Origin of the sequence: Gaetbulibacter sp. NE (genome assembly GCF_025548475.1) — a bacterium.
Taxonomy (GTDB): domain Bacteria; phylum Bacteroidota; class Bacteroidia; order Flavobacteriales; family Flavobacteriaceae; genus Gaetbulibacter_B; species Gaetbulibacter_B jejuensis.
The window spans coordinates 830,782-854,020 of sequence record NZ_JAOQHY010000001.1 but is presented as its reverse complement, the minus strand read 5'-3'; the positions used below and the strand labels follow the sequence as shown (position 1 = coordinate 854,020).

26 protein-coding genes are annotated in these 23,239 nt (G+C 33.1%); 23 read left to right on the top strand and 3 right to left on the bottom strand.

Annotated features, from left to right (window positions below; translation table 11 throughout):
• Nucleotides 1-38: 38 nt before the first annotated feature.
• Nucleotides 39-1,310, top strand: a complete 1,272-nt coding sequence (gene purD / locus OD803_RS03955) for a phosphoribosylamine--glycine ligase (protein WP_262732425.1) — start codon at nt 39-41, stop codon at nt 1,308-1,310.
• Here the strand turns inward: purD and OD803_RS03950 are convergent.
• Nucleotides 1,305-1,532 (bottom strand): DUF6341 family protein, encoded by a 228-nt coding sequence (locus tag OD803_RS03950; RefSeq protein WP_129759749.1) that lies wholly within the window; start codon nt 1,530-1,532, stop codon nt 1,305-1,307. The genes purD and OD803_RS03950 overlap by 6 nt on opposite strands.
• Nucleotides 1,533-1,611: 79 nt before the next feature.
• On the opposite strand from OD803_RS03950, the gene OD803_RS03945 reads away from it, so the two are divergent.
• Entirely contained in the window at nt 1,612-2,538 is a 927-nt protein-coding gene (locus OD803_RS03945; protein ID WP_262732424.1) for a DUF6427 family protein, read from the top strand.
• On the opposite strand, the gene upp is transcribed toward OD803_RS03945, so the two are convergent.
• On the bottom strand, nt 2,527-3,186 hold the full coding sequence (gene upp / locus OD803_RS03940) for a uracil phosphoribosyltransferase (RefSeq protein ID WP_262732530.1): 660 nt from the start codon (nt 3,184-3,186) through the stop codon (nt 2,527-2,529). The genes OD803_RS03945 and upp overlap by 12 nt on opposite strands.
• Before the next feature lie 71 nt (nt 3,187-3,257).
• On the opposite strand from upp, the gene OD803_RS03935 reads away from it, so the two are divergent.
• A complete protein-coding gene (locus OD803_RS03935) occupies nt 3,258-3,872 on the top strand; it encodes a DUF4254 domain-containing protein (protein WP_262732423.1) in 615 nt (204 codons plus the stop codon).
• A gap of 56 nt (nt 3,873-3,928) precedes the next feature.
• On the top strand, nt 3,929-4,948 hold the full coding sequence (locus OD803_RS03930) for a glycosyltransferase family 9 protein (RefSeq protein ID WP_262732422.1): 1,020 nt from the start codon (nt 3,929-3,931) through the stop codon (nt 4,946-4,948).
• Nucleotides 4,949-5,105: 157 nt separating this feature from the next.
• Here the strand turns inward: OD803_RS03930 and OD803_RS03925 are convergent, their stop codons facing one another.
• A complete protein-coding gene (locus OD803_RS03925; RefSeq protein ID WP_262732421.1) occupies nt 5,106-6,161 on the bottom strand; it encodes a ferredoxin--NADP reductase in 1,056 nt (351 codons plus the stop codon).
• Nucleotides 6,162-6,263: 102 nt separating this feature from the next.
• Here OD803_RS03925 and OD803_RS03920 point away from each other — a divergent pair, with 102 nt between their 5' ends.
• The 19 genes from OD803_RS03920 to OD803_RS03830 all read left to right on the top strand — a co-directional run bounded on the left by OD803_RS03920 (nt 6,264) and on the right by OD803_RS03830 (nt 23,234).
• Nucleotides 6,264-7,745: a DUF5687 family protein gene (locus OD803_RS03920; RefSeq protein ID WP_134198368.1), complete on the top strand. Its 1,482-nt coding sequence runs from the start codon at nt 6,264-6,266 to the stop codon at nt 7,743-7,745.
• A 12-nt stretch (nt 7,746-7,757) separates the two neighbouring features.
• Entirely contained in the window at nt 7,758-8,465 is a 708-nt protein-coding gene (locus tag OD803_RS03915; protein WP_131506348.1) for an ABC transporter ATP-binding protein, read from the top strand.
• A 105-nt stretch (nt 8,466-8,570) separates the two neighbouring features.
• A complete protein-coding gene (porW, locus tag OD803_RS03910) occupies nt 8,571-11,114 on the top strand; it encodes a type IX secretion system periplasmic lipoprotein PorW/SprE (RefSeq protein WP_262732420.1) in 2,544 nt (847 codons plus the stop codon).
• 37 nt (nt 11,115-11,151) lie between these two features.
• Nucleotides 11,152-11,559, top strand: coding sequence for a bactofilin family protein (locus OD803_RS03905; RefSeq protein ID WP_410504191.1), 408 nt, complete (start codon nt 11,152-11,154; stop codon nt 11,557-11,559).
• Complete coding sequence (locus OD803_RS03900; protein ID WP_129759741.1) at nt 11,504-11,755, top strand: AtpZ/AtpI family protein; 252 nt, start codon at nt 11,504-11,506, stop codon at nt 11,753-11,755. Before OD803_RS03905 ends, OD803_RS03900 begins: the two co-directional genes overlap by 56 nt.
• 3 nt (nt 11,756-11,758) lie before the next feature.
• Complete coding sequence (locus OD803_RS03895; RefSeq protein ID WP_129759740.1) at nt 11,759-12,160, top strand: hypothetical protein; 402 nt, start codon at nt 11,759-11,761, stop codon at nt 12,158-12,160.
• Between the two features lie 123 nt (nt 12,161-12,283).
• Nucleotides 12,284-13,366, top strand: coding sequence for a F0F1 ATP synthase subunit A (atpB, locus tag OD803_RS03890; RefSeq protein ID WP_129759739.1), 1,083 nt, complete (start codon nt 12,284-12,286; stop codon nt 13,364-13,366).
• Nucleotides 13,367-13,385: 19 nt separating this feature from the next.
• A complete protein-coding gene (atpE, locus tag OD803_RS03885) occupies nt 13,386-13,592 on the top strand; it encodes an ATP synthase F0 subunit C (RefSeq protein ID WP_007647348.1) in 207 nt (68 codons plus the stop codon).
• Between the two features lie 81 nt (nt 13,593-13,673).
• Nucleotides 13,674-14,168 (top strand): F0F1 ATP synthase subunit B, encoded by a 495-nt coding sequence (locus OD803_RS03880; protein WP_129759738.1) that lies wholly within the window; start codon nt 13,674-13,676, stop codon nt 14,166-14,168.
• A gap of 60 nt (nt 14,169-14,228) precedes the next feature.
• Nucleotides 14,229-14,765, top strand: coding sequence for an ATP synthase F1 subunit delta (gene atpH, locus OD803_RS03875; RefSeq protein ID WP_129759737.1), 537 nt, complete (start codon nt 14,229-14,231; stop codon nt 14,763-14,765).
• A 29-nt stretch (nt 14,766-14,794) separates the two neighbouring features.
• Nucleotides 14,795-16,375 (top strand): F0F1 ATP synthase subunit alpha, encoded by a 1,581-nt coding sequence (gene atpA / locus OD803_RS03870; RefSeq protein ID WP_134198372.1) that lies wholly within the window; start codon nt 14,795-14,797, stop codon nt 16,373-16,375.
• Nucleotides 16,376-16,411: 36 nt separating this feature from the next.
• Nucleotides 16,412-17,272: an ATP synthase F1 subunit gamma gene (gene atpG, locus OD803_RS03865; protein WP_129759735.1), complete on the top strand. Its 861-nt coding sequence runs from the start codon at nt 16,412-16,414 to the stop codon at nt 17,270-17,272.
• A 178-nt stretch (nt 17,273-17,450) separates the two neighbouring features.
• Entirely contained in the window at nt 17,451-17,951 is a 501-nt protein-coding gene (locus OD803_RS03860; protein ID WP_262732419.1) for a hypothetical protein, read from the top strand.
• Between the two features lie 24 nt (nt 17,952-17,975).
• Nucleotides 17,976-18,434: a hypothetical protein gene (locus tag OD803_RS03855; protein WP_262732418.1), complete on the top strand. Its 459-nt coding sequence runs from the start codon at nt 17,976-17,978 to the stop codon at nt 18,432-18,434.
• A gap of 52 nt (nt 18,435-18,486) precedes the next feature.
• Nucleotides 18,487-19,917, top strand: a complete 1,431-nt coding sequence (locus OD803_RS03850; protein WP_262732417.1) for an oligosaccharide flippase family protein — start codon at nt 18,487-18,489, stop codon at nt 19,915-19,917.
• Nucleotides 19,914-20,348 (top strand): dUTP diphosphatase, encoded by a 435-nt coding sequence (dut, locus tag OD803_RS03845; protein WP_129759731.1) that lies wholly within the window; start codon nt 19,914-19,916, stop codon nt 20,346-20,348. Before OD803_RS03850 ends, dut begins: the two co-directional genes overlap by 4 nt.
• A 36-nt stretch (nt 20,349-20,384) precedes the next feature.
• The gene (locus tag OD803_RS03840; RefSeq protein WP_262732416.1) at nt 20,385-20,699 is read left to right on the top strand and encodes a GIY-YIG nuclease family protein; all 315 of its coding nucleotides are present in this window, start codon (nt 20,385-20,387) and stop codon (nt 20,697-20,699) included.
• Between the two features lie 67 nt (nt 20,700-20,766).
• Nucleotides 20,767-21,783: a sugar phosphate nucleotidyltransferase gene (locus OD803_RS03835; RefSeq protein ID WP_262732415.1), complete on the top strand. Its 1,017-nt coding sequence runs from the start codon at nt 20,767-20,769 to the stop codon at nt 21,781-21,783.
• 86 nt (nt 21,784-21,869) lie between these two features.
• On the top strand, nt 21,870-23,234 hold the full coding sequence (locus tag OD803_RS03830; RefSeq protein WP_262732414.1) for a tetratricopeptide repeat protein: 1,365 nt from the start codon (nt 21,870-21,872) through the stop codon (nt 23,232-23,234).
• Nucleotides 23,235-23,239: the final 5 nt, after the last annotated feature.

Sequence of the window (23,239 nt, the reverse complement as noted above, 5' to 3'; positions counted from 1 at the left end):
CGTAAAAGCAATTATTTTTGCGGCAAACAACACAAACTATGACAATTTTAATCCTAGGTTCTGGAGGAAGAGAACACACATTCGCTTGGAAAATAGCTCAAAGTCCTTTATGTAAATCACTTTATGTAGCTCCTGGTAACTCAGGAACTGCTGAAATTGCTCAAAATGTAAACATTGGAGTTACCGATTTTTCTGCTATTAAAACCTTAGTTTTAGACAAGCAAATTGACATGGTTGTTGTTGGTCCTGAAGACCCATTGGTACAAGGCGTTCATGACTTTTTCTTAAATGACGAAGCACTTAAACATATTTCTGTAATTGGTCCTCAACAAGCTGCTGCTGAGCTTGAGGGCAGTAAAGAATTTGCAAAAGAGTTTATGATGCGTCACAACATTCCTACTGCTGCTTACCAAAGTTTTAATGCAAGTAATGTTGAGGAAGGTTATGCGTTTTTAGAAACTTTAAATCCACCTTATGTATTAAAAGCAGATGGATTGGCTGCAGGTAAAGGTGTTTTGATTTTAAATGATTTGAACGAAGCTAAAGCCGAATTAAAAAACATGTTAGTTGATGCAAAATTTGGTAACGCAAGTTCAAAAGTGGTTATTGAAGAATTTCTTGATGGCATTGAATTGAGTTGCTTTGTACTAACCGATGGTAAAAACTATAAAATTTTACCAACTGCAAAAGATTACAAGCGTATTGGCGAAGGCGATACAGGTTTGAACACAGGAGGAATGGGAGCTGTATCTCCAGTTCCATTTGCAACACCAGAGTTTTTGAATAAAATAGAAGAACGTATTGTAAAACCAACTGTTGCAGGATTACAAAAAGATAATTTGCCATACAAAGGATTTATTTTTATTGGCTTGATTAAAGTTGGTGATGATCCTAAAGTCATTGAATACAATGTACGCATGGGAGATCCTGAAACCGAAGTAGTTTTACCACGATTAAAAAATGATTTAGTTGAAATTTTCCAAGCTATTTCATACGAGACATTACATACAATAGATATTGAAATAGATGAGCGTGCAGCAACAACTGTAATGTTGGTTTCTGGTGGTTATCCTGAAAGTTATGAAAAAGGAAAAGAAATCACAGGAATTGAAGCTATTACTGATTCAATACCTTTTCATGCTGGAGCAATTGTAAAAGATGAAAAAGTGGTAACCTCAGGCGGTAGAGTTATGGCAATAACGTCCTATGGAAACACGTATCAAGAAGCCATAAAAAAATCTTATCAAAATATAGAAAAACTACACTTTGATAAGATGTATTATCGAAAAGATATTGGTTTCGATTTATAAATATCTGTGAGCTGTAACGCTTTTGTCTTCTTCGTTGTTATTGTTGAATTTTTTAAGCTGACCCATCCAGTAAACAAATGCTACAAAACAGATTACCATAAAAATCCAGTTAAGACCATTTGCAGCCCACCAATTTTCTAATTCAAGTGCTCTTAAACCATCAAGTGGAGTAAATAATACATTTACAAATAAATCTTGTATTGCGTAAAAAAAATCTTTCATTGTGTATAAATTAATGCTCTTATATGAGCTTAAAAAGGATTATCAATATATTTACAAGGCAAATATACAAACATTATAAATGATTTCAAGTTTTTTTAGCAAAGCAAAACCAATACATTTTGCTGTTATAAGTGTCATACTATTGCTGGCTTTTACTCTAGCAAAAGTTTTTATGGCTAATATTTCAGGAAATTTTGTTGCTATTTTAAAGCAATTGCTACTTTTTGGAGTTGTTTTGTTATCGGTTTTTGTGTTTGATTTTGTTACAAGCAAAAACAATCTTACTAAAAAAAACAGCTATAGGATTTTGTTCTTTACGTTGTTTATGATAATGGTTCCGCAAACATTTTTAAACTCTAGTATATTGATTGCTAATTTGTTTGTCTTACTTGCTCTAAGAAGAATTATTAGCTTACGAAGTCAAAAAGAAATGAAAAAGAAACTTTTTGATGCTGCGTTTTGGATTAGTCTAGCAACGTTACTCTTTTTTTGGTCGAGTTTGTTTTATGTGTTAATATTTGCAGCACTATTTCTTTTTAGAATTACCGATATTAAAAACTGGATTGTTCCATTAATAGGAGTGCTAACGGTTGCAGTAATAGTTGCCAGTGTACTAATAGCAACAGGTTATGACATATCCAACTATGTGGCCTCTATAGATCATACAATAAGCTTAGACTTCACTAATTTAAATTCGGGTGAAATTATAATCGCTTCAACTATTATTTTGTCTTATTTCGTCTGGTCTTTGTTTTACTACGTTCGAAATATTAAAAACAAGGCAAAAAGTTTAAAACCGTCTTACTTTTTAATCTTAATAGCTACACTTCTTGCAGCTATTATCATTATCATTTCACCTATTAAAACAGGAGCAGAGTTTATTTTTCTTTTTGCTCCATTGTCTATAGTTCTTACAAATTATATTGAAGTATCTTCTGAAAAATGGTTTAAAGAAGTATTAATTTGGATATTAATAATCACGCCTTTTGTAAGTCTAGTGCTGTAGTTTTGCTCCAAAAGCTAAATCACCTGCGTCTCCTAATCCAGGAATAATATAACCTTTTTCGTTTAGTTTCTTATCAATAGTAGCAATCCATAAATGGGTGTTAGCATCAAAATGTTGTGAAACATAATCAACACCTTCTTGAGCGCCAATAACATTAACTAAATGTACATCTTTTGGTGTTCCAAAAGGTTTTAAAGCTTCAAAAGTTGCAACCATAGATTGTCCAGTAGCAAGCATAGGATCTGCTAAAATAAGCGTTTTGCCCTCCAGGTTTGGACATGCTAAATACTCAACAATAATTTCAAAACTTTCAGGATTGTCTTTATGATGCCTGTAAGCCGAAATAAATGCGTTTTCAGCTTTATCAAAATAGTTTAACAAACCATTGTGTAATGGCACACCAGCTCTTAAAATAGAGCATAATACAATATCATCATTAATTAACATAGTTTCAGAAATGCCCAATGGAGTAGTGATAGATTGTGTTTTAAAATTAAGAGACTTACTTAACTCGTAACCCAAAATTTCTCCTGTTCGTTCAATATTTCTTCTAAATCGTAATGGGTCTTTTTGAATGTTTTCATCTCGCATCTCAGAGATAAATGTATTGAGTATTGAATTTTGAAGTGATAAATTATGGATGTGCATCTGCTTTGGTGTTTTTACAACTGTAAAGTTATTAAATAGGCTTATATTTGCAGTCATAAAAATACCATAATATGTTTTCAGATAAAGCCAACAGCATTTTTCAAGATGCTATAAACACGTACAAAATTAAAAATACCGTAGATCAACCATTTACTAACAAGTATGATAAAAACGAAGATGTCATTGCTCATTTATTATACAGAAAATGTTGGATTGATACTGTACAATGGGCTTACGAAGATATTATTAGAGATCCAAATATCGATCCTGTTGATGCATTAGCTTTAAAACGTAAAATTGATGCTTCAAACCAAGATAGAACAGATACTGTTGAATATATTGACAGCTACTTTTTAGATAAATATAAAGATGTTACTCCAAAAGCAGATGCTACGATAAATACCGAAAGTCCTGCTTGGGGAATTGATAGATTGTCAATTTTAGCATTAAAAATTTATCACATGAATGTAGAGGCAACAAGAACTGACGCTAGTGATGCGCACAGAGCAGCTTGCCAAAAGAAGTTAGACGTGCTTTTAGAGCAACGTGTAGATCTTTCTACCGCAATTGATACACTTTTAAAAGATATTGAAAACGGAGACAAGTACATGAAAGTGTATAAGCAAATGAAAATGTATAACGACGATGAGCTAAACCCAGTTCTTCGCGCTTCAAGTAAAAAATAAACTGTCACCTCGAGCGTGTCACTTCGAGCGGAGTCGAGAAGCCAGAGGTCTTAACTATGCCAAGACCAATTAAACACATACTCGTTATTCGTCTTTCAGCAATGGGAGATGTTGCTATGACAGTAAATGTGTTACGTGCGTTTACACAGCAATATCCTGATGTAAAACTTACTGTATTAACACGCGCTTTTTTTAAACCGTTTTTTAGAGATTTAAAAAATGTTAGCGTGTTTCATGCTGACGTAAAACATAAACATAAAGGCCTTTTAGGGCTTTACAAATTGTCTAAAGAGTTAAAAGCATTAAAAATAGATGCTGTTGCCGACTTGCATAATGTGTTGCGTTCTAATATTTTAAAAACGTTTCTCTTCGGAATAAAAACCGTACAAATAGATAAAGGTCGTGCTGAAAAGAAAGCCCTTGTTTCAGGGCAGGAATTTAAGCAACTTAAAACAACACATCAGCGATATGCCGACGTTTTTAAAACACTAGGATTTCCGATAGATTTATCAAATCCTAACTTTCCTGAAAAGAAGCCATTAAGTAAAAAAGTAATTGAAACTATTGGGAATGCGCAAAAAAAGCGCATTGGTATTGCGCCTTTTGCTGCACACGAAAGTAAGATGTATCCGCTTGATTTAATGCAAGAAGTGATAGAGCAACTTGCTGAAAAGTATACTGTTTTATTATTTGGTGGCGGAAAAAAAGAAATACAAACACTAACCTATTTTGAATCTCAAGAAAAAGGCATTATTAATCTAGCAGGAAAATTAACGCTTGATGAAGAGTTGGATGTTGTTTCAAATTTAGATGTTATGCTTTCTATGGATTCTGGTAACGCTCATATTGCTGCTATGCTAGGTGTAAAAACCATGACGATTTGGGGTGTTACACATCCGTATGCTGGTTTTACTCCTTTTAACCAACCAGAAGATTTTTGCTTATTAGCAGATAGAACACAATACCCAAAAATTCCAACGTCGGTTTACGGTAATAAATTCCCAGAAGACTATAAAAATGCCGCTGGAAGTATTCCTGTTAAAACAGTTGTAGAGAAAATACAGTCAGTTATTTGAGCGTAGACAGGAATCTATTTAAAGAAACTTGTCATTTTGCGCTTGACGCTGAATCCCATTGAAACATATTAATATACATGGATGCTGCATCGTAGTGCAGCATGACAAAACAAGGTGTTTTTTTAAGGTGAAACAGTCTAAAATCTGAATCTATTAATTAAATATCATCATAATCCACAACAATTACTGGTGTTGTAGGATGCGCTTGACACGTTAAAATTAAGCCTTCAGCAACTTCATTATCGGTTAAAATATTATTTTGACGCATGGTAGCTTCGCCTTCTTTAATTCGCGCTAAACAACTGCTGCAAATTCCGCCTTGGCAAGAATATGGTGCGTCTAGATCTTCATCTAAAGCTGCTTCAAGAATAGATTGTTTTTGAGACATTTCAAAAGTTGCTTCTTCATCATCAACAATTACTGTGATTTTTGTTTGTCCTTCACCAATTGAACTATTATCAACTTCGGTAGGTTTTGCAGCTTTAAAAAGTTCAAATAAAATTCGGTCTTTTGCTATTCCGTTTTCGGTTAATACATCTTTAACGGTGTGAATCATAGCTTCTGGACCACATAAATACACAGCATCAACATCTATGTTTTTATGTTTGTTTTTCATAACATAATTCACTGTGCTTTTTTCTATTCTACCAAAAATAGCATCATCTTCATCAGCTTGACTAAACACAAATTGGATAGAAAAACGCTCGCTGTATTTATGCTGTAGTTCTAAAAGTTCGTTTAGAAACATGGTGTCTTGTGTGGTTTTGTTCCCGTAAACCAAAATCACTTCACTATGAACTTCTTCTTCTAGTGCACATTTTATAATACTTAATATAGGAGTAATACCACTTCCTGCAGCAAATGCAGCAATGTTTTTGGTTTTTTTATCATTAGGAACAAATGTAAAATGTCCTTTTGGTGGTGCAACATCTATAGTATCTCCTGCTTTTAATACATTATTTGCGTAGGCAGAAAATGTACCGTCTTTTACCTCTTTTACGGCAACTTTTATCTCACCACTTTTAGGCGACGAACACAAGGAGTAATCACGACGTACTTCGTTACCATTTAAGGTAGTTCTCAACGTAATGTATTGTCCTGCCGTAAACGAGAATTCGCTTTTTAATGTTTCAGGAATATGAAAACTAATAGTTACAGATTTATCAGTTTCTCTTTGTATATCTTTTATTGTGAGTTTATGAAATTGCGCCATATTCTATTTTTTACAAAAGTAAGAAAAGCAGTTAGGAATTATGTTTTGATTGTAACAAAAAGTGTTTTAATATTACTAACAGTTTAAACCAATCTTTAAAAAATGAAATTAAAACACTTTTTAAATCTTGAGTGGAAACAATACTTTAGGTCATCGTATTGGCAAAAAAGTATGGCGTTAAATATTTTACTTGTGTTTTTTGCCTTGTACTTTGTGGTAATGTTTTTGATAGTAGGAGTAGCAATTTATCCGATTCTAAAAGACCAATTTCCAGATCAAGACCCATTATTTATAGTTAATAGTTATATTTTTTATTGGATTATTGTTGATGTACTCATGAGGTTCTTTTTTCAGAAACTACCAGTAATGAGTGTTAAACCTTTATTGACATTGCCTGTTAAACGCAGTAAGGTGGTAAACTATGTGTTGGGGAAATCTGCTTTTTCTTTTTTCAACTTTTTACCAATGTTTGCCATTATTCCTTTTGGGATAATGCTGTTAATAAACGACTACCCAACGGTTTCAGTTTTAGTGTGGGTACTAACCATACTTTGTATAACGCTAATTATTAATTTTCTAAATTTTATTTTAGAAAGTTTTTCAGCTGAAACCGAATTGTCTTTTCTTCCGGTAATTGCAATTTCAGGAGGATTATTTGCTTTAAACTATTTCAACATTATTTCGTTTACCGATTTAGTAGCGCAAGCAGTAAATGGTGTTTACAACAATCCTGTTTTATTGCTAGTTCCAATATTGATTTTGATAGCATTGTATGTTGTAAACTTTAAAATGCTGAGAAAAAAACTGTTTTTAGATAGCTCATTAAAATCAAATGTTAAAGAAGTAAATTCTTCTAATTTGGAGTGGACCAGAAAGTTTGGTGACTCAGCACCTTTTATGCAGTTAGATTTACGTTTAATTTGGAGAAATAAGCGTCCGCGTTCTTCGGTATTTATTTTAATTATTGGATTGTTGTATGGGCTATTTTTCTATCCAAACCCAACCTATAGCGAAATGCCTTGGATTTTTGGTTTTGTAGGCATTTTTGTAACGGGAATTTTCTTAATCAATTTTGGACAATTCGTTCCTGCTTGGGATAGTGGCTATTACAAAATGTTAATGAGTCAAAATATTCAATACAAACAATACCTTAAATCTAAGTTTAATTTAATGGCTTTTAGTGTGGTTGTTATGCTTGTATTGAGTATTCCTTATGTGTATTTTGGGTGGAATATTCTGTTAGCACATGTAGCTGCAGCAATATATAACATTGGTGTAAACACGCATGTGATTTTATTAGGAGGGTCATTTAACAGAAAAAAGATAGACCTCAATCAACGTGCTGCGTTTAATTATCAAGGTACAGGAGCTGTTCAGTGGTTAATTGGACTTCCGCTTATGCTATTACCATTAGTCATTTTTGGAGTTTCTTACTGGTTGACCAACTTTGAAATAGCCTGTTTAATATTAGCACTTATAGGTGTTGTAGGAATTGTTTTCCATCAAAAATTAATGAAATTAATAGTCGATAAATATTTGGCTTCAAAATATAAAATGATTGACGCATTTAGTCAAGATTCTTAAAAACTAAAAACTATGATTGTAACTTCTAATCTTTCAAAATCTTACGGTAGCAAATCTGTTTTAAACATTGCTGATTTAAATATTCCAAAAGGTCAAAGTTTTGGTTTGGTTGGTAATAATGGTGCAGGTAAAACCACATATTTCAGCTTGCTATTAGATTTAATTCAACCTACTACAGGCTACATAAAAAACAATAATATAAAAGTAAATGAAAGCGAAGACTGGAAGCCTTTTACTTCGGCATTTATTGATGAAAGTTTTTTAATAGGCTATCTAACACCAGAAGAATACTTTTATTTTATTGGCGAACTTCGAGGTCAAAACAAAGCCGATGTTGATGCTTTGGTGGCACAATTTGAAGACTTCTTTCATGGTGAAATACTTAACCAAAAGAAATACTTAAGAGACCTTAGTAAAGGAAACCAAAAGAAAGCTGGTATTGTTGCTGCTTTAATAGGCAATCCAGAAGTTATTATCTTAGATGAACCTTTTGCAAACCTTGATCCAACGACACAAATAAGACTAAAAGCTATAGTTAAAAACCTAGCCGAAAAACAAGGTATTACGGTTTTAATCTCTAGTCATGATTTACTTCATGTTACCGATGTTTGCGAACGTATAGTTGTACTCGAAAAAGGAGAAGTAGTGAAAGACTTAGTTACTAGTGAAGCCACATTAAAAGAGTTGGAAGCACATTTCTCGGGTTCGGAAACCGTTTAAAAACCATCCGTTTTTTCAATATAATTCAAAAAGATGCTTATTTTTACAGCAATACATAATATATGTAGCTGTTTTTAGTTATCTATAAACCAAATACAACCAACGTTGAACACATCTTTTAGAACTATATTGATCCTATGTTGTGCAGTATTACTTGTAACATCTTGTTCTCGTAAAAAAAATAAGTTTTTAAACAGAAACTTTCATGCACTAGGAACAAAGTACAATATTCTTTACAATGGTGACATCGCTCTAGAAAAAGGTAGAGAAAGTGTCGATAATGCTTTTACTGATAATTATTGGGAGCTCCTTCAGGTAGAACGTATGGAAGACCTTGAAGAAGTGGTGCTTCCGGGTCAATCTAAAAATCAGGATTTTGAACGTGCCGAAGAAAAAGCCATAAAGGCAATTCAAAAACACGGAATGAATATTCAAGGAAAAGAATACAATCCGCAAATTGATGAAGCATATTTATTGCTTGGGAAAGCAAGGTATTTTGATCAGCGCTTTGTACCTGCATTAGAAGCCTTTAATTATATTCTCTACAAATATCCTGCTAGTGATAAAATCAATACTGCAAAAATATGGCGCGAAAAGGCTAACATAAGGTTGGAAAACAACGAGTTAGCAATAAAAAACCTTAAACGCCTTTTAGAACAAGAAGAATTAGAAGACCAAGATTTAGCTGATGCCAATGCAATACTTGGGCAAGCTTACATAAACATTAAAGCTAAAGACAGTGCTTTAACAAGGTTGAGTTTAGCTGCTGAAACAGCAAAAAAACACAACGAAAAAGCACGTTACAATTACATTGTTGGGCAGTTGTATAATGAATTTGGAAAAAAGGATAGTGCAAACTTAGCCTTTGACAAAATCATTGATATGCATAGGAAAATTCCAAGACCGTATTACATAAATGCGCATTTGGAAAAAATAAAGAATTTTGATGCTAACGAAGGAAATGTATTAGAGTTTGAAGAGTATTTGGTCGACTTAGAAGAAAACAGAGAAAACAGGCCTTTTTTAGATAAAATCTATTATTATATTGGTGAGTATTACAGAGGAAAAACTTCTGATAGTATTGCAGAATCTTACTATAACAAATCACTTAGAACAAATAGCCAAGACAAGCAGCTAAAGGCATTTGATTATTCCATTTTAGGAGACATGAGTTTCGATAGAGCTGAGTATAGTATTGCAGGAGCATATTATGACAGCACCATGAGTAACATGGTATTAAACTCTAAACCCTACAGAATCATTAAACGTAAGAGAGACAATCTTGAAGACGTTATTCATTACGAAGATATTGCGCAACGCAATGACAGTATTCTGGATTTAGTAAATATGTCTGACGAAGATAGACTAGCGCTTTTTAAGGCATTTACTGATGACTTAAAAGCTAAAGCAGAGGAAGAAGCCGAAAGAAAAGAAATTGCTGAACGAAAATTATCTGCAGCAGCAGCTTCAAACGATCTTAATTCAAAATCATCAAACAGCAAGTTTGCAACAAATAAAAGTGGAGGAGAAACTTTTTACTTTTACAATTCTACAACTGTGGCTTATGGAAAAAGTGAGTTTGCAAAAACTTGGGGAGACCGAACTCTTAAAGATAATTGGAGATTATCAGCAGGAATTGGCGCATCAACAACTTCTCAGCAAAATACCGACATAACTCAAGGCGCTTCAGAAGAAGAAATTTACAACCCTGAGTTTTACATTGCTAAAATTCCAACCGATCAAAAAGTGTTAGATAGTTTAGCTAAGGAACGCAATTTCGCATACTATCAATTAGGAATAATCTATAAAGAAAAGTTTAAGGAATATGTATTAGCAAAAGACAAGCTTCAACAATTGCTAAAAAACAATCCTGAAGAACGATTGATTTTACCTTCTAAGTATAATTTATATAAAATTTACGAAGAGTTAAATTTAAACGATGAAGCCGAAATAGCTAAAAACGATATTATTGCTAATTATCCTGACTCTAGATATGCTGAAATACTGCTGAATCCTCAGTCAGAATTTTCAAAAGATGAGAATAGTCCTGAAAGCTTATATGAGAGCCTTTATCAATTATTTACAGAACAAGAATATGCTGAGGTCATCAATGGCTGTGAAGAGAATATAAAGCTTTTTGAAGGCGATATTATAGTGCCTAAGTTTGAATTACTTAAAGCATCTGCAAGAGGTAGGCTTTATGGATTTGAAGCTTATAAAGAAGGAGTAAATTATGTGTCGCTTAACTATCCAAATTCCGAAGAAGGAAAACAAGCACAAGAAATAATGACCAAAGTAATTCCTGTGCTCTCTAAAAAGGAGTTTGTAGATAATGCAACAGCTAAAAACTTTAATGTAATTTACAGGTTTAATGCCGATGAGGACATTAAAGAGTTTGTTGAAAAACTCAACAAGGCTGTGTCAAATATTAGTTATTTTGATTTAACCACATCAGTTGATGTTTATGATGAAAACACTAAATTTGTAGTAGTTCATGGTTTAAAAAGCGTTGAAGGAGCTTCAGGTTTTGCCGAAATACTTGAAGAAAACAAGCATAAAATTGTAAAAGAGCACTTTGCAATATCTTCGCCTAACTATGCCATAGTACAAATGCACAAAAACATAAATGAATACCTAGAATCTCAATAAAATTTAACCTATGTTTTCGGATCAAAAAAGAGGAAGAATGGCAACAGAAACAATTTCACAACAAAATAGCATTGCTAAAGGCACCACAATTACAGGTGATATTATTAGCGATGGTGACTTTAGGATTGAAGGTACTGTTCAAGGTAATATTAAAACACCTGGTAAAGTTGTAATAGGAAGAACTGGAGTTATCAATGGAACTCTAAAAAGTTCTAATGCAGATATTGAAGGGAAATTTTCAGGAAAGCTTATTCTTTCAGATACCTTATCATTAAAATCCTCTGCTTTTGTAGAAGGTGAAGTTGAGGTTGGCAAACTTGCTGTAGAACCTGGAGCTACTTTTAATGCTACATGCGCAATGAAAGGAGCAATTAAAGAATTAAGTAAAGGTGGCGAGTTACAACGACCAGCACAAGAAAAGCAAGGACAAGGGCAATCAGCTTAATGCTTATGCTAAACTTTCAGGTTTAGTTATTCAAATGGCTGCTATTATTGCAATAGGAACATTTTGCGGTGTCAAACTTGACGAAAAATTTCCAAACGAACACAACCTTTATACAATTGTATTATCATTTGTATCTGTAATTGTATCAATTGTTTTTGTAATAAGACGTATTATTGCAAATTCAAAAGACAATTAAGTTATGAATTCAGCTTTTAAATCTAGGCAACTTTCTTTTTTAGTACAAAACATAATTTTTACGCTAGTACTTTTTGGTTTACATAGCTATCTATTATCATATTTTGCAACAGACATTTCTTTTTTCTTCCCTGTTTGGCAAATCTATGTGTTTCATTTTGTTATTACTACGTTGCTTTATACAGTAATAAACTATAAATACTCTAGTGGAAAGACTGAGGTTTTTAATGTGTTTATGATGAGTACATTTTTAAAAATGATATTAGCCATTGTGTTTTTATTGCCTCTTCTGCTTTCTGATAAAGAGAATAGACAACCTGATGTTTTCAATTTCTTTATTCCTTACTTTCTGTATTTATTTTTTGAAGTCTTTTCACTTACAAAGTTTCTTCAGAAAACCCCTTAAAAATGAGTTGTTTCGCCGAAAAAATCTAGGGTTTAAATAATCCTTAAAATAGTGTTGGACAATTAATATAATGTACGTACATTTGCACGGAATTTAAAGCAAGGTATTTTTAAGTAATACACAATGACATTAAACACCTTTAAAAGCGCACTATTTTCTGTTCTGTTTTTAACCGTATCATTTTTTGGTTATGCTTCAGAAGATGCTCATTCTGAGAACAAAGAGGAATTCAATCCTAAAGAGATGATTTTGCATCACGTAAAAGACGCTTACGGTATGCACATCATAGATATCAATGGACACCCAATTTCTATCCCACTTCCTATTATACTTTATACTGATAGTGGATTAACAACATTTATGTCTTCAGAGTTTCACCACGATTATAATGGAGAAGTAGTTGTTGAAAAAGATGGGCAACGTTTTGTAAATGTTCATGAAAAAATTTACCGATTAAATGATGGTGAAACAACAGTAAAATATGATGCAGAACATCATCCTATTAATGCTGAACGTCCTTGGGATTTTTCAATAACAAGAAACGTTTTTATGATGTGGGTTTCAGTTATTGTATTGCTTTTCATTTTCCTTACTACTGCAAAACAGTACAAAAAATCAGGTAACTACGTGCCAAAAGGAATTGCAAGTTTCATGGAGCCTCTTATTGTATTTGTAAGAGACGAGATTGCAAAACCTATGATTGGTGAGCACAAGTACAAGCGTTTTATGCCATACTTGTTAACTGTATTTTTCTTTATATGGATTAACAACATTTTCGGTTTAATTCCAATTTTAAATGGTGCTAACCTTAGTGGTAACATTGCGTTTACGTTCTCTTTAGCATTTTGTACTTTTTTAATAACAACATTTAGCGGAAACAAACATTATTGGAAACATATTTTCTGGATGCCTGGTGTACCAGTACCAATGAAAATATTTTTAATGCCTATTGAAATTGTAGGTATGTTCGTAAAACCAATTTCATTAATGATTCGTTTGTTTGCAAACATTACTGCTGGTCACATTATTATACTAGCTTTAATGTCGTTAATATTCATTTTTGAAACCATTGCTGTTGCACCAGTATCTATAGCGTTCTCATTATTTATTGGCATTATAGAAATTGTAGTAACTGCAATACAAGCATATATTTTTACAGTATTATCAGCGCTATACTTTGGTATGGCAACAGAAGAAGCACATTAATTAATTTAAATTTTATATTATGACTATTACAGGAATCGCAGCAATTGGAGCTGGTTTAGCAGCAATTGGAGCTGGAATGGGAATTGGAAGAATCGGTGGATCAGCTATGGATGCTATGGCTCGTCAACCAGAAATCCAAGGAAAAATCCAAACTTCAGCACTAATCTTAGCAGCCTTCGTAGAAGCAGTAGCTTTATTTGGTGTTGTTGCAGCATTAATCGTTTAATGATTAACAAGAAACTACAAAAGTAGCGGTTGGCTGCTTTTGTAGTTTATTTTAAAATTTAAGTTATAAAGACATAAAACCATGGATTTAATAAAACCAGATTTTGGACTCGTATTTTGGTCGTTAATTACATTTGTAATTTTACTTTTTGTTTTAAGAAAATTTGCTTGGAAACCTATTCTTGGTGCAGTAGAAGATAGAGAAGAAGGTATCAAAAGCGCTTTAGCATCTGCTGAAAACGCTCGTAAGGAAATGGAAAATCTTAAAGCAGATAATGAGCGCATCTTACAAGAAGCTCGTAGCGAACGTGAAGCTTTGTTAAAAGAAGCACGTGAGATTAAAGCCAAAATTATTGCAGATGCTGAAGAAGATGCACAAGCTAAGGCTAGCAAAATGATTGAGCAAGCACAAGCTGCAATTGAAAGCGAAAAGAAAGCTGCAATGGCAGAGCTTAAAAACCATGTTGCAGGTTTATCATTAGAAATTGCAGAAAAAGTAGTTCGTGAAGAACTATCTAACAAAGACAAACAATTACAATTAGTTGAGTCTATGTTAGGCGAAGCAACATTAAACTAAAACAAGTATTAACTAAACAATAAAAGTCCTTTCCTTAAAAAAGGGTTTAGTATTAGGAAAATGGCAGGAGCAAGAGCAGCAGTACGTTACGCAAAAGCAGTTTTAAGCTTAGCATCAGATCAAAACACAGCAGATGCTGTAAATAATGATATGAAGCTTATAGTAAACACTATTGCAGAAAACAAAGATTTAAGCAACATGCTTCAAAGTCCTATTGTAAGGTCTTCGGTAAAAAAAGAAGTATTGTTAGAGGTGTTTAAAAACACAAACTCAGTTACAAGTAATTTAATTGATACACTGATTGCTAACAAAAGAATTTCTCTTATAGGCGAAACAGCTTCTAAATACAATCAGTTATACGACGAGTTAAAAGGAACACAAGTTGCAAAAGTTACAACTGCTGTGCCTATTACTGATGATTTAAAAGTAAAAGTTTTAGCTAAAGTAAAAGAACTTACAGGAAAAGAAGTTGAAGTTGAAAATATTGTAGATGAAAGCATTTTAGGTGGTTTTATCTTACGTGTTGGAGACATTCAATACAATGCAAGTATTGCAAATAAATTAAACAAACTAAAAAGAGAATTTACATTAAACTAAAGATAGTTTTATCTTAAATAAATAATAAGATGGCAGAAGTAAAACCAGCTGAAATATCAGCAATCTTAAAACAACAACTTTCAGGTTTTGAAGCAGGTGCTTCATTAGATGAAGTAGGAACAGTATTAACTGTTGGTGATGGTATTGTACGTGCTTATGGACTTTCAAATGCGCAATACGGAGAATTAGTAGAATTTGAAGGCGGATTAGAAGGTATTGTACTAAACCTTGAAGAAGATAACGTAGGTATCGTATTATTAGGTCCTTCTAAAGTAATCAAAGAAGGTTCTACAGTAAAGCGTACAGGACGTATCGCATCTATTAACGTAGGTGAAGGTATTGTTGGTCGTGTGGTTGATACTTTAGGTAACCCAATTGATGGTAAAGGTGCTATCTCTGGTGATACTTATGAAATGCCATTAGAGCGTAAAGCTCCTGGTGTTATCTACCGTCAGCCAGTAAACGAACCATTACAAACAGGTATCAAGTCTATTGATGCAATGATTCCTGTAGGTCGTGGACAACGTGAGTTGGTAATTGGTGACCGTCAAACTGGTAAAACAACAGTTTGTATTGATACCATCTTAAATCAAAAAGAATTTTATGATGCAGGTGAGCCTGTATACTGTATATATGTTGCTGTAGGTCAAAAAGCATCTACTGTAGCAAATATTGCTAAAACTTTAGAAGATAAAGGTGCTTTAGCATATACAACAATTGTTGCTGCAAACGCATCAGATCCTGCTCCAATGCAAGTATATGCACCTTTCGCAGGAGCTGCAATTGGTGAGTATTTTAGAGATACTGGTCGTCCAGCTTTAATTATCTATGACGATTTATCTAAGCAAGCGGTAGCTTACCGTGAGGTATCTTTATTATTACGTCGTCCACCAGGACGTGAGGCGTACCCAGGAGACGTTTTCTACTTACACTCTCGTTTATTAGAGCGTTCTGCTAAAGTAATTGCTGATGATGCTATTGCTAAGGACATGAATGACTTACCAGAGTCGTTAAAGCCAATCGTAAAAGGTGGTGGTTCTTTAACTGCATTACCAATTATTGAAACTCAAGCAGGTGACGTATCAGCATATATCCCAACTAACGTAATTTCTATTACAGATGGTCAGATATTCTTAGAGTCTGATTTATTCAACTCTGGTGTGCGTCCAGCAATTAACGTAGGTATCTCTGTATCTCGTGTAGGTGGTTCGGCTCAGATTAAATCAATGAAAAAAGTAGCAGGTACATTAAAATTAGACCAAGCACAGTTCCGTGAACTAGAAGCATTCGCTAAGTTTGGTTCTGACCTTGATGCTGCAACTCTTAATGTAATTGAAAAAGGTAAACGTAACGTTGAGATCTTAAAGCAAGCTCAAAACGATCCATTTACTGTAGAAGATCAAGTAGCTATCATCTATGCAGGTTCTAAAAACTTATTAAGAGATGTTCCTGTAGAAAAAGTAAAAGAATTTGAAACTGATTATATTGAGTTCTTAAAAGCAAAACACAGCGACGTGTTAGCTACTTTAAAAGCAGGTAAATTAACTGATGAGGTTACAGATACATTAAGTACTGTAGCAAAAGAATTATCAGCTAAATATAAAGCATAATAATTACGCTCACGCAAGTGAGTTCATATTTACAATATGGCAAACTTAAAAGAAATACGTAATAGAATATCTTCGGTATCTTCAACGATGCAGATTACTAGTGCTATGAAAATGGTATCTGCTGCAAAGTTAAAGAAAGCACAAGATGCTATTACTGCAATGCGACCTTATGCAGATAAGTTAACTGAACTTTTACAAAGTTTAAGTGCAACTTTAGATGCAGACTCAGGAAGCAAGTTTTCTGATCAACGTGAAGTTAAAAAAGTATTAATCGTTGCTATTACTTCAAACAGAGGTTTGTGTGGTGCTTTCAACTCAAATATCATTAAAGCTGTAAGCAAACTAACTTCTGAAACATACGCAAATCAAGAAGTATCTTATGTAGCTGTTGGTAAAAAAGCAAATGATGCTTTTAAAAAGACCAATAAAGTTATTGCTAATAAGAGTGAAGTTTTTGACGATTTAACTTTTGATAACGTTGCTGAGATAGCTCAAATGCTTATGGATAAATTCGTAGCAGGAGAGTATGATAAGATTGATATTGTTTACAACAAGTTTAAAAATGCTGCAACGCAAGAAGTAATGACTGAACAGTTTTTACCAATTGTTCCTGTTGAAGCTGATGCTAATGTAAACTTAGATTATATTTTTGAACCTTCAAAAATTGAAATCGTTGAACAATTAATTCCTAAGTCATTAAAAACACAGTTGTATAAAGGTGTAAGAGACTCATTTGCGTCTGAACATGGAGCGCGAATGACTGCAATGCACAAAGCAACTGATAATGCTACTGAGTTAAGAGATCAATTAAAGTTAACTTATAACAAAGCACGTCAAGCTGCTATTACCAACGAAATCCTTGAAATTGTTGGTGGTGCTGAAGCATTAAACAATTAGACGCAGTCAAATGCTTCAAAGAAAAAATGAAGCATTAAATTACTAAATACTGTTATGCTGTCCTAAAGTATCGGGAGTTTCAGCATCTCATAATACAAAAGAAACCTCACCAAATCGGTGAGGTTTTTTTATGGCATTGATTTTGAAATAGTATCTTTATAATCGTTAAGTTTTAGAAATGAGATTAATAAAACACACTTTATATTTAATAGCTTTATTAGTTATGTTAGGATTCTATCAATGTTCTAGTGCGCAAAAACTGCAAGAAAAGGCTCCAGTTAACTTTGGAGAGGTCTACTATCAAACATGGAATGCTGGTGTAAAAGAAGGAGGGTCAGGTACAAACGTTTTTATCACTGTAAAAGAAGATAAAATCGTATTGGACAGTATCTATTTTAGGGGACAAGGAGTAAAGCTTGAACGCTTAGAGAAAGACACTTTAGTTTATGTTGGCAGGTTTAAATCTATACAAAACAAAGACATTGTATTAAGCAGCGAAATGAATGAAGAGCATAAAAATCAATTGCCTTATTTACCATCTCAACTGCCTTTTAAACTTGAAAATGACGAATGTGTTATAACTTACAAACAACACAGAAAGACAAACTATTATAAGATTTCAAATATTATTGAAAAACCTACGTTAAATTACCCAAGTCCTCCTCCCAAAAAGGACTAATCCCAAATCTTAAAATCTTAACCTATGAGACCTTTTAAGCCAATCCTTCTGTTTCTCATTATTACCTTAATGGGATGCTCAAATGCTTATAAGCTACAAAAGCAAGTACCTTTTCAGTATACCAGAGCCTATTATCAGGTATGGATATCCAATATTAAAATAGGAAGTGAAGGTATCGATTTTCATATTGCCAACTTAACGCCTAACAATAATGTAGTTATTGATAGTATTTATTTTAGAAACTTAAAAGGAGCATTAACACCTGTTAAAGGAAAATACGTTTCAAGATTAATTAAACGCCACCCAATTTCCGAAGGTCATCAACTAGCATTAATTAAGGAATTTCCATTTAAAATTTCTAATAGAGAATGTGTGGTAAGCTATAGAGAAAATGGAGAAAAAAAATATTTTAAAATAAGTAACCTTGTAGAAAACGAAGGTATTTATTATGAAAACGGACCTCCAAATTCCCAATCAGATTGACATTGCATTTCCTTTTTTAAAACAGTATCTTTAGCAGAGTAAAAAATCACTCTTGGGCGCATTAAAAAAGTTTTTTAAAGACACTATTATCTATGGTTTAGCAACAGTTTTACCTAGATTAATGAACTTTGTTTTAGTGCCATTACATACCGATACTTTAGAAACCACAAGTTATTCTGACAACACAACGTTTTATGTGTATGCTGCTTTTTTTAATGTATTGCTAACTTATGGTATGGAAACGGCTTTCTTCAGGTTTTTTAGTAAAAGTGAAGAAAAGCACAAGGTCTTTTCTACTGCATTAATAAGTTTAGTAGTTTCTACTGTCTTGTTCTTTGCAATTGTCTTTAGTTTTAATCAACAACTTTCAGAGCTAGTAAATCTAGACCAAACCTACTTTAATTTGTTATTAGGAGTATTGGTGTTGGATACACTTGTTGTAGTGCCTTTTGCGTATTTAAGAGCAACAGGAAGACCAATAAGGTTTGCTTCAATAAAACTTTCTAATATACTCATATATGTTGCGCTGAACTTCTTTTTTCTTTGGGCAATACCAGAGTTTGGAATAGAGTTTTCTAGTTATGACAGTAGCAACTTAGTAAAGTATATATTCATTGCTAATCTTGTAGCGAGCATAATAACGCTATTGTTACTGTCACCTTACTTTTTTAAGACAAAGCTTCAATTTAGCACGACAGTTTTTAAACAACTTCTCAATTATGGTTGGCCAATAATGGTTGCTGGACTAGCCTATGTAATTAATGAGAATTTTGATAAATGGCTTTTACCAGAATTGTTAGGAAAAGATATTAATGGAGCATATAGTGGTTGCTATAAAATTGCAGTTTTTATGACCATTTTTATTCAAGGATTTAGGTTAGGAGCAGAACCGTTCTTTTTTAATCATGCTAAAGAACACAATGCAAAAGAAACCTATGCGACTATAATGAAATACTTTGTGATTTTTGGAAGTTTCATGTTGGTCTTTATAGTAGCTTATCTCAATATATTCAAAGAACTTATTGTTAGAGATGAAAGTTACTGGATAGCAATAGATATTGTTCCTATAGTGCTTTTAGCAAATCTTTGCTTAGGTATTTATTTCAACCTTGCTATTTGGTATAAGTTAACTGACAAAACGCGCTACGGAATGTATTTATCAATCGTAGGAGCTATAATCACAATTGGGTTCAATTATATAATGATTCCTAAAATTGGGTTTATGGCTTCCGCTTGGGCAACTCTAGCAGCTTATGCTGTTATGATGTTATTGTCATATGTTTTAGGACAAAAGCATTATCCTGTTCCGTATGATTTAAAAAAGATAGCTCTATACTTAATTCTAGCAGTAGTAATGTCAATAATAGTATTAAAAACCAATAGCAACTATTACCTAAATACAGGCTTAGTTTTATTATTTTTGGCGATAGTATTTGTTTCTGAAAAAGAACAAATCAAACAACTCTTAAAAAGAAAACAATGACCATAAAAATAATTAACAAATCCAATCACGCTTTACCTAACTACGAAACCATTGCATCAGCAGGAATGGATTTACGTGCTAATTTATCTGAATCTAGAACCTTAAAACCATTAGAGAGAAGCATTGTAGGTACAGGGTTATTTATGGAACTTCCTATTGGTTATGAAGCTCAAGTGAGACCACGCAGTGGTTTAGCAGCTAAAAAAGGAATTACAGTGCTCAATGCTCCTGGAACTATTGATGCTGATTATAGGGGAGAGATAGGAGTTATTTTGGTAAACTTGTCTAATGAAGATTTTACTATCCAAAATGGTGAGCGTATTGCACAATTGGTTATTGCAAAACATGAACGTGCAGAATGGGAAGAAGTTCAAGAACTTTCTGAAACCTCAAGAGGTGAAGGTGGTTTTGGAAGTACAGGGACGAAATAAATTCCTGCGAACGCAGGAATCTCTTTTAGCAATTGTATGAAACTGTGGTATGTGTATATAATGAGCAATAGAGCTAATGGAGTTTTGTATATTGGTGTTACTGATAATATTGAAGAAAGGGTAAAAGAACATAAACTAAAAGTTTACCCAAAATCTTTCACAGCCAAGTATAATTGTACTATGCTTGTCTATTTTGAAGAGTTTGAAAATGGAAAAGATGCTGAAAAGAGAGAAAGGCAATTCAAAAAATGGAAAAGAAATTGGAAAATTGAATTGATAGAAGAAATGAATCCTAATTGGATAGATATTAGTGCCAATTGGAATCTAAATTTTAGCAAACTAAGAGAATAAAGAGATTCCTACTTTTATAGGAATTAAGTTTAACACAATAAAGATACCTGCTTTCGCAGGCAGTAATATGAAAATAATAGTACCAATGGCTGGTCGAGGCTCTCGACTTCGTCCGCACACATTAACAGTTCCAAAACCATTAATTCCTGTTGCTGGACAACCAATAGTACATCGATTAGTAAAAGATATTGCTAAAATTTTAAATCAACCAATTGAAGAAGTCGCTTTTGTTTTAGGAGATCATGCTTTTTTTGGCGACGATGTTGTAGATAGTTTAACTGCATTAGCGACCGATTTAGGTGCTAAAGCGTCAATTTATAGGCAAGACCAACCTTTAGGAACAGGACATGCTATAATGAGCGCTAAAGCATCACTTTCAGGGCCTGCAGTTATTGCCTATGCTGATACATTAATAAGAGCCGATTTTAATTTAGATCCAGAAGCTGATGCTGTAATCTGGACTAAACAGGTTGAAAACCCTCAAGCGTTTGGAGTTGTAAAACTTAACGCTAACAACGAAATTATTGAATTGGTTGAAAAACCTCAAGAGTTTGTTAGTGACCAAGCGGTTATTGGTATTTACTATTTTAAAAATGTAGGCGTTTTAAAAAGCAAACTACAAGAAGTTCTTGATGAAAATATTATGAATGGTGGCGAATACCAAATAAATGATGGTATAAAACGCATGATGGCAGAAGGAAAAGTCTTTAAAACAGGAACTGTTGATGAATGGATGGACTGTGGTAACAAACCTGTAACGGTTCAAACCAATAGTAAAATGCTCAATTTTCTTAAAAATGATGGTGAGCACCTAATTAGTGATTCTGTGACACTTCACAATTCAAAAATCATAGAGCCTTGTTTTATAGGAGAAAACGTGGTATTAAACAATACAACAGTAGGTCCAAACGTTTCTATTGGCAATAATTGCGTTATTGAAAATTCAACCGTTAAAAATAGCTTAATTCAAACGCATACAACCGTTAAAAATGCTAATTTAGAGGATGCTATGATTGGTAATCATGTTTCCTATGACGGAAATTTTAAAACCATTAGTATTGGAGATTATTCGGTTTTGGAATAAATTCCTGTGAAAACAGGAATCTTTTAAACCTAAGTTTGGAATAACAATTGCAATAGCATTCAAGACAAAGCAAAGAAACACTAATAATGAAATACAATACCTACATCGTTGCCATACTATTTGGACTATTTTTTATTCCACAAACTAGTATTGCTCAAGTCGATTTTAACAAACGACCAGACGATGATTTAGGTAATGTCGAAGATGCATATCAAGAATTATTTTTTGAAGCCCTAAAGCAAAAAGGTATTGAAAACTACCAACGTGCAGTAGATGCTCTTTTAAAATGCATAAAAATTGACGATTCTGATGCTGCTTTGTATTTCGAGTTAGGTAAAAACTATAATAAGCTTAAAAACTTTGGAGCTGCTGAAGATGCTCTAAGAAAAGCCATTTCGAAGTCACCAGAAAACGAATGGTACATGGACGAGCTTTATGATGTTTACATTCAGCAGAATGATGTTGACAAAGCAGTAAAAACCGTTAAGCAGCTTGTTAAATACCATCCAGACTACAAAGAAGACCTAGCAGGATTATACATAAAAGCCGAAAAGTATAAAGACGCTATAAAACTTCTTGATGAGTTAGATGAAGAATTTGGGATTAGTGAGAATAGAGATTATATGCGAAATCAAATCTATAACATAACAGGGAATGATGACGATCGCATTGAAAATCTTGAAGACCGAGTAAAAAACAATCCTCAAAACGAAGACAATTATTTAAAACTCGTGTACAGATATAGCGAAATAGGAGACACACAAAAAGCGTTTGATACAGCGCAACGTCTTTTAGAAATCAATCCTGAATCGCAATTGGTTCATCTTGCATTGTATAAGTTTTATTTAAATGATAATGACACTCAAAATGCCATTAACTCTATGAAAATTGTACTTACAAGTGCATCGATTAACCCTGAGGCAAAAACCAAAGTGTTTAACGATTTTGTAGAGTTTGTGTCTAAACATCCTGAGTACGAATCGCAATTAGTAGATGTTACAGCTTTGGTGGATAATGATAAAAGCAAAAAAACACTATTAGAATTAGGTCAGTATTACTTAAAATCTGGAGATAAAACCAAAGCACTAAGCTACTATGAGGAAGCTTTAAAGCAAGAACCTAGCAACTACAACATTATTAAAGATGTATTGTTACTTCAGTTAGAACTTAATCAGAATGATAAAGTAGTTGCTAAGAGTAACCAAGCGTTAGAACTTTATCCTGCGCAACCTATATTTTACCTTATAAATGGTGTTGCAAACAATAAGCTAAAGCAACCAAAGCAAGCAATTGAAAGTTTAGAAACAGGATTAGATTATATTATTGATGATCCTAAAATGGAAGCCGATTTTTATACGCAATTAAGCACTGCATATAAATTGAATAATAATATATCAAAATCTGAAACGTTTGCTAAAAAAGCCCAAGCTATTGCTGGTGGTCAACAATAATGTTC

Excerpts from the sequence above, each read along its gene's own strand:
- purD (WP_262732425.1), top strand. The coding sequence starts at position 39 with ATGACAATTTTAATCCTAGGTTCTGGAGGAAGAGAACACACATTCGCT.
- OD803_RS03950 (WP_129759749.1), bottom strand. The coding sequence starts at position 1,532 with ATGAAAGATTTTTTTTACGCAATACAAGATTTATTTGTAAATGTATTA.
- OD803_RS03945 (WP_262732424.1), top strand. The coding sequence starts at position 1,612 with ATGATTTCAAGTTTTTTTAGCAAAGCAAAACCAATACATTTTGCTGTT.
- upp (WP_262732530.1), bottom strand. The coding sequence starts at position 3,186 with ATGCACATCCATAATTTATCACTTCAAAATTCAATACTCAATACATTT.
- OD803_RS03935 (WP_262732423.1), top strand. The coding sequence starts at position 3,258 with ATGTTTTCAGATAAAGCCAACAGCATTTTTCAAGATGCTATAAACACG.
- OD803_RS03930 (WP_262732422.1), top strand. The coding sequence starts at position 3,929 with ATGCCAAGACCAATTAAACACATACTCGTTATTCGTCTTTCAGCAATG.
- OD803_RS03925 (WP_262732421.1), bottom strand. The coding sequence starts at position 6,161 with ATGGCGCAATTTCATAAACTCACAATAAAAGATATACAAAGAGAAACT.
- OD803_RS03920 (WP_134198368.1), top strand. The coding sequence starts at position 6,264 with ATGAAATTAAAACACTTTTTAAATCTTGAGTGGAAACAATACTTTAGG.
- OD803_RS03915 (WP_131506348.1), top strand. The coding sequence starts at position 7,758 with ATGATTGTAACTTCTAATCTTTCAAAATCTTACGGTAGCAAATCTGTT.
- OD803_RS03905 (WP_410504191.1), top strand. The coding sequence starts at position 11,152 with ATGGCAACAGAAACAATTTCACAACAAAATAGCATTGCTAAAGGCACC.
- OD803_RS03895 (WP_129759740.1), top strand. The coding sequence starts at position 11,759 with ATGAATTCAGCTTTTAAATCTAGGCAACTTTCTTTTTTAGTACAAAAC.
- atpB (WP_129759739.1), top strand. The coding sequence starts at position 12,284 with ATGACATTAAACACCTTTAAAAGCGCACTATTTTCTGTTCTGTTTTTA.
- atpE (WP_007647348.1), top strand. The coding sequence starts at position 13,386 with ATGACTATTACAGGAATCGCAGCAATTGGAGCTGGTTTAGCAGCAATT.
- OD803_RS03880 (WP_129759738.1), top strand. The coding sequence starts at position 13,674 with ATGGATTTAATAAAACCAGATTTTGGACTCGTATTTTGGTCGTTAATT.
- atpH (WP_129759737.1), top strand. The coding sequence starts at position 14,229 with ATGGCAGGAGCAAGAGCAGCAGTACGTTACGCAAAAGCAGTTTTAAGC.
- atpA (WP_134198372.1), top strand. The coding sequence starts at position 14,795 with ATGGCAGAAGTAAAACCAGCTGAAATATCAGCAATCTTAAAACAACAA.
- atpG (WP_129759735.1), top strand. The coding sequence starts at position 16,412 with ATGGCAAACTTAAAAGAAATACGTAATAGAATATCTTCGGTATCTTCA.
- OD803_RS03860 (WP_262732419.1), top strand. The coding sequence starts at position 17,451 with ATGAGATTAATAAAACACACTTTATATTTAATAGCTTTATTAGTTATG.
- OD803_RS03855 (WP_262732418.1), top strand. The coding sequence starts at position 17,976 with ATGAGACCTTTTAAGCCAATCCTTCTGTTTCTCATTATTACCTTAATG.
- dut (WP_129759731.1), top strand. The coding sequence starts at position 19,914 with ATGACCATAAAAATAATTAACAAATCCAATCACGCTTTACCTAACTAC.
- OD803_RS03840 (WP_262732416.1), top strand. The coding sequence starts at position 20,385 with ATGAAACTGTGGTATGTGTATATAATGAGCAATAGAGCTAATGGAGTT.
- OD803_RS03835 (WP_262732415.1), top strand. The coding sequence starts at position 20,767 with ATGAAAATAATAGTACCAATGGCTGGTCGAGGCTCTCGACTTCGTCCG.
- OD803_RS03830 (WP_262732414.1), top strand. The coding sequence starts at position 21,870 with ATGAAATACAATACCTACATCGTTGCCATACTATTTGGACTATTTTTT.